The sequence below is a fragment of the Teichococcus aerofrigidensis genome (assembly GCF_054073225.1).
In genome coordinates this window covers 1-2,254 of record NZ_JBSXMU010000228.1, presented here as the reverse complement: position 1 = coordinate 2,254, position 2,254 = coordinate 1, and the positions used below count along the sequence as shown (strand labels likewise).

The following is a 2,254-nucleotide window of genomic DNA, read 5'->3' as shown; positions in this document are numbered from 1 at the left end:
GCAGCAGCGGCAGGCCCTGCGCCGCGCAGGCGTTGATCAGATGGAACAGCGCCGTCTCCTCGGCCACGCAGTCGGCATCGTCCAGCACGCTGGGCGCCGGCTCGGGCACGCCGCGCAGCAGCGGGCCCTGCAGCAGCCGCCAGCCGTGCTCCGCCGCCACCCGCCGCAGCAGGTGCGACTTGCCCACCCCCTCGGGCCCGAAGACCGCCAGCCGCCCGGCCGGCCAGGCCTCGTGGCGCGCCAGCCAGGCGCGCGCCGTGGCATTGGAGGGATCGGCCAGCAGCTCGCCGCGGAAGGCCTGCGGCAGATCCAGCGGCAGGGCCAGCTGGCGGGTCGGGGTATGGCCGGGGGCGGACATCACGGGCCGGTGCGGGGCGGGTCCAGGTAGAGCGGACTTTCCAGATACCGCCGCAGCCAGTAGCGCGCCAGCACGCCGAGCGTCGCCGCCATCGGCACCGCCAGGAGCACGCCCAGGAAGCCGAAGGCGACGCCGCCGGCGAAGAGGGCGAAGATCACCCAGACCGCGTGCAGCTCCACCCGGTCGCCCAGCAGCCTGGGATAGATGATATAGCCCTCGACGATCTGCCCGGTGACGAAGACCGCCGCCACCAGGCCGACCCCGTTCCAGGTGCCGAACTGGCCGACCGCCAGCAGCAGCGCGGCGGCCAGACCGGTCATCGAGCCGACATAGGGGATGAAGGTCAGGAAGCCCGCCGCCAGCCCGACCATCAGCCCGAGCTCCAGCCCGACGGCGGAGAGCGCCATGGCGTAGTAGGCGGCGAGCAGGGCGCAGCAGATCAGCTGCCCGCGCAGCCAGGCGGAGAGCACGCGGTCGGTGTCCATGGCCAGCTGGCGCAGGGTGGCGGCGGAGCGGCGCGGCAGCCAGCTCTCGAGACGCAGCATGATGCGCGGCCAGTCGCGCAGCAGGTAGAAGGCGACCACCGGCGTCACCACCACCAGGGTGAAGACATTGACCAGGGCATAGCCGCCGCCGATCAGCCGCGTCGCCGCCGTGCCGAGATAGGAGAGGATGGCGCCGAGCTGGCTGACCGCGAGGTCGCGCAGCCGGGCGTCGAAGACCTCCGGCCCAAACCGCGTCTCCAGCGCCGTCATCGCCTCCTGCGCCGCGGCGCCGACGCCGGCGATGTAGCTCGGCAGCCGCGCCAGCAGGGTGCCGACCTGGCCGATGATCAGCGGATAGAGCAGCAGCAGGCCGAGCAGCGCCAGGGCCATCAGCCCGGCGATGAGCAGCAGCGAGGCGAAGCCGCGCGGCAGGCCGAGGCGCGCCATGCGCGTCGCCACCGGGTCCAGGAAATAGGCGATGCAGCCGGCCAGGACGAACGGCGTCAGGATGGCCGAGAACAGCCAGAGCAGGAACAGCCCCGCCGCCAGCAGGCCCAGCACCAGGCCGAGGCGCTGGTTGCGCGTGGCGCTGCGTGGCCCCGCCGGCGCCGGCGGGGGCGTCGTCAGGCGCGGCGGCTGCCGCAGGTCCGGGGGCGAGATGGGGGGCGCGGCGGGCGGCAGCTTCACGGCGACGGCCTCGCGGTGACACTCTGAGGCGGCACTCTCACGGGGGCGCTCCGGGTCGCAGGGCGTTGAGGAGATAGGCGATGCCGGAGGCGAGCGTCAGCCCGGCCACCAGCCAGCACGCGGCCAGCAGCAGGCCCGGCGCCGGCAGGCCGAAGCCATGCAGGAAAAGGGCCAGCCCGGCGAGCAGGATCTGCCCCAGGGTATTGACCTTCGAGATCAGCAACGGCCGGATCGCCGGCGGCGGGCCGAGCAGGCTGAGCAGGGCGACGCCGCCCAGGATCAGCACGTCGCGGAACACCACCAGGATGGCCAGCCAGTCCGGCAGCACGCCGATGACGGCCAGGGTGACATAGGTGCAGACCAGCAGGGCCTTGTCGGCCACCGGATCGAGCATGGCGCCGAGCGCCGAGCGGCTGTTCGTGCGCCGCGCCAGCCAGCCGTCGATGCCGTCCGACAGGCCGGCGGCGGCGAAGACGTAGAAGGCGATGTCCAGCCGCGCGTGCAGGATCAGCCAGACGGCGGCCGGCACGGCGCAGAGCCGCGCCAGGGTGATGGCGTTGGGAAGAGTGAGGGCGCCGGCGTCCCGGGGCGAAGCAGCCCCTTCCCCGGGCCCGCCGCGGCCCGTCTCCGCCGGCGGGAGCGGCTCCGGCTCAGGCGCCGCCGGCAAGGCCGATGTGCCACATCCCCGCCGCGCCGCCCGCGGTGGCGCCGGGCGCCGCCGGGA

The 2,254-nt window shown here is 74.3% G+C and carries 2 protein-coding genes and 1 pseudogene; all 3 read right to left on the bottom strand.

Annotated features, from left to right (window positions below; genetic code table 11):
- Positions 1 to 361: pseudogene (locus ACVMLK_RS20790) on the bottom strand (chromosomal replication initiator DnaA); the annotation flags it as partial.
- Positions 358 to 1,530: an AI-2E family transporter gene (locus ACVMLK_RS20785; RefSeq protein WP_370591985.1), complete on the bottom strand. Its 1,173-nt coding sequence runs from the start codon at positions 1,528 to 1,530 to the stop codon at positions 358 to 360. The gene ACVMLK_RS20785 and the pseudogene ACVMLK_RS20790, both read right to left, overlap by 4 nt.
- A gap of 37 nt (positions 1,531 to 1,567) precedes the next feature.
- Positions 1,568 to 2,197, bottom strand: coding sequence for a CDP-alcohol phosphatidyltransferase family protein (locus ACVMLK_RS20780; RefSeq protein ID WP_457487510.1), 630 nt, complete (start codon positions 2,195 to 2,197; stop codon positions 1,568 to 1,570).
- Positions 2,198 to 2,254 lie beyond the last annotated feature (57 nt).